The organism is Sandarakinorhabdus sp., from assembly GCF_031422795.1.
Taxonomy (GTDB): domain Bacteria; phylum Pseudomonadota; class Alphaproteobacteria; order Sphingomonadales; family Sphingomonadaceae; genus Sandarakinorhabdus.
In genome coordinates this window covers 1-2877 of record NZ_JANPML010000318.1, presented here as the reverse complement: position 1 = coordinate 2877, position 2877 = coordinate 1, and the positions used below count along the sequence as shown (strand labels likewise).

General features: G+C 62.0%; 4 protein-coding genes. 2 read left to right on the top strand and 2 right to left on the bottom strand.

Features of this window, described 5'->3' with window-relative positions:
• Both RMO81_RS11560 and RMO81_RS11555 read right to left on the bottom strand, forming a co-directional pair.
• On the bottom strand, positions 1 to 671 hold a 671-nt coding region (locus RMO81_RS11560), incomplete at its 3' end, for an AIR synthase related protein (protein WP_310476029.1).
• Between the two features lie 32 nt (positions 672 to 703).
• Positions 704 to 1585, bottom strand: a complete 882-nt coding sequence (locus RMO81_RS11555) for a sulfite exporter TauE/SafE family protein (protein WP_310476028.1) — start codon at positions 1583 to 1585, stop codon at positions 704 to 706.
• 138 nt (positions 1586 to 1723) lie between these two features.
• Between RMO81_RS11555 and RMO81_RS11550 the strand changes: the two genes are divergently transcribed.
• Positions 1724 to 2092 carry a nuclear transport factor 2 family protein gene (locus RMO81_RS11550; RefSeq protein WP_310476027.1) on the top strand — a complete coding sequence of 123 codons (369 nt, stop codon included), beginning with the start codon at positions 1724 to 1726 and terminating at the stop codon, positions 2090 to 2092.
• On the top strand, positions 2031 to 2877 hold an 847-nt coding region (locus tag RMO81_RS11545; RefSeq protein WP_310476026.1), incomplete at its 3' end, for an alpha/beta hydrolase. The genes RMO81_RS11550 and RMO81_RS11545, both read left to right, overlap by 62 nt.

The following is a 2877-nucleotide window of genomic DNA, read 5'->3' as shown; positions in this document are numbered from 1 at the left end:
AATTCGGCGCTGGCCATGGTCGCGCCGTGGATGCCGTCGCGCCCGGTCTTGGAACCGACATAGACCACCGGATTGCCCACGCCGGCGGCAGCCGAATAGAAAATCTTGTCGGCCTTGGCGATACCAACGGTCATCGCATTGACGATGATGTTGCCGTTATAGCTGGGGTGGAAAATCGTCTCACCGCCCACGGTCGGCACGCCGACGCAATTGCCGTAACCGCCGATGCCGGCGACGACGCCCTTTACCAGGTGGCGCATCTTGGGCGCATCAATGTCGCCAAAACGCAGCGCATTCAGGTTGGCGATGGGCCGCGCGCCCATCGTGAACACATCGCGCAGGATGCCGCCCACGCCGGTCGCCGCGCCCTGATAGGGCTCGATATAGCTCGGGTGATTGTGGCTCTCCATCTTGAAGATGGCGGCGTCACCATCGCCGATGTCGATCACGCCGGCATTTTCGCCCGGGCCGCAGATCACCCACGGCGCCGTGGTCGGCAGCTTGGCAAGATGCATGCGGCTGGATTTGTAGCTGCAGTGTTCAGACCACATCACCGAAAAGATGCCGAGTTCCAGCAGGTTAGGCTCGCGCCCCATCGCGTTCAGCAAGCGCGCATATTCTTCCGGCGTGAAGCCGTGGGCGGCAACGATTTCGGCAGTGATCTGGTTCATGGCCGCGCGCATAGCCTGCGGCGGCGGCTTTGTCATGTCGCAGCAGGGGCTGTCACCGCACTTTTCCGGCTGGCCGCAGCCGATCGCAGCATGACGATCCCGGTATAGATGATCACCACCGACACCAGCCAGCGCAGCGGTTCCAGCGGTAGTGATTTTACCACATAGGCCGCCACCAGCACCGCAGGGATGCCGGCCAGCACCATGGCCACGGGAATCCGCAGATCGATCTTGCCGGCCCTGATGTGATGCGTCGCAATGCCCGCCGCCGCAAAGGAGGCGCTGGCGGCCATGATCGGAAAGCACAGCCGTGGATCCAGCCCCATCAGGCTGAGCATGGCCAGCGTTGGCGCATAATTGCCCACGCCAAAATTGATCAGCACGCCAAAGCCGAAACTGGCGGCAATGGCCAGTATCGTCAGGCCGGGCGGCAGGCTGGTCGCCGTGCCGCCCACAGGCATCAGATCGAGATTGGACAGTAGGAAAAATACTGCCGCGATCAACAGTGCGAGGCCCACCACGCCCTGCACGACCCAGGCTCTGGCGCGGGCGATCAGCGGCAGGCCGACCCAGCCCCCGGCCAGAAAAGCCAGGATGCTGCCCACCAGCAGCACGGGATCCACCCCCACGCCGAGCAGGCTGAGGAAGATCAGCCCCTCCACCATCGTTGGCAAGGTCAGCCCGGTGATCATTGTCTGCGGGATCAGGTGATCGGGCACCAGCTTGCGAAACTTGAACCACGCCATGGTGGGCGCCATCGATCCGATGCCCAGCGTGTCGAGGAAATTCGCCACCGCGCCCAGCACCAACGCTTCCGCCCGCGGCCACGCCTGCTGCCGAACCGCGGCACGCACCATGACGAAGGCATTGCCAACTGCAACCAGCAGCAACAGGCCCAGCAGCACCGTCAACATCAACCATTCCCCTGCGCAAATTCACGTCACCCAAGGCCATGGGCTGGCTGTCATCAAGCGCCAAGGCCGCGCATTTGTCACGCATACGTGGCACAATATTAAGTAGGGCAGTGCAACGACTCGAACTTGGAGGACGTGATGAGCGACGACAGCAACGAAGTCCGCACCATTGCTGAAGCCGTGGTGGCACTCGCCAAGGCCGGCGATTTTGATGCCATTGGCGAGACTTATTGGGCCGACGACGTGATCTCCTTCGAAAGCGGCGACGGCCCGATGGCGGTCGCCGAAGGCATCGAAGCGGTGCGCGGCAAATCGGCCTGGTGGAACAGTGCCCACACCGTCCACAGCGCCAGCGCTGAAGGGCCGTGGGTCAATGGCGACCAGTTCAGCGTGCGCTACCTGATGGATGTGACCGTCAACGCCACGGGTGACCGCATCCAGATGGATGAAATCGCCCTCTACACCATCGAAGACGGCGAGATCATCGAGGAACGCTTTTTCTATTGATGGACGCCGCTTGCCGCCAATTTGCCCACAGCCGGCTTTTGAAGCACTGTGTCGCCATGATATTAAATCCGGCCGGCAGAACAGGTTTGCAAGCATGAGAACACTCGCATGGGCAGCGTGCTTCCTGCTGGCGCTGGCGCCTGGTCCTGCTGTTGCAGAAACCGCTGCAATAAACGGCGTTTCGCTGCATTACACCGTCCGCGGGCAGGGCGAGCCATTGCTGTTGCTGCACGGCTTTGGCTCGTGTGCGGCTGCTTGGGACAGCATCGCAAGAGAACTGGCCAAGGCGCACCGGGTGATCACCTTGGATGCACGCGGACACGGGCAGTCCACCAACCCCACCGGTGTTTTCAGTCACGCAGCGGCTGCCGAGGATGTGCATGCCCTGATGGACCAATTGGGCATAAAGACGGCGCGCGCCATAGGCTTCAGCAGCGGCGGCATGACCTTGCTGCATCTGGCGACACGCCACCCTGATCGCGTATCCAAAATGGTTGTCATCGGTGCCACGACCCATTTCCCGGACCAGGCGCGCGCCATCATGCAAACCTCGACGGTAGACACTGTGCCGCCGGAGGTTGTGGCTGAATTTCGTCAATGCGCCAGCCGGGGCGAGGAGCAGGTGCGGTCATTGCTGGGGCAGTTCCGCGCTCTGGGCTTCAGCCAGGATGACATGAATTTTCAGCCTGCTGGCCTGGCGAAAATCAAGGCCCGCACGTTGATCGTGCATGGTGATCGCGATCCGTTCTTCCCGGTCGCAATTCCGGTCAGCCTGTATCAGTCGA

What these genes read in the sequence shown, in the direction of transcription:
- RMO81_RS11555 (WP_310476028.1), bottom strand. Translation starts at nt 1,585, where the DNA reads ATGTTGACGGTGCTGCTGGGCCTGTTGCTGCTGGTTGCAGTTGGCAAT.
- RMO81_RS11550 (WP_310476027.1), top strand. Translation starts at nt 1,724, where the DNA reads ATGAGCGACGACAGCAACGAAGTCCGCACCATTGCTGAAGCCGTGGTG.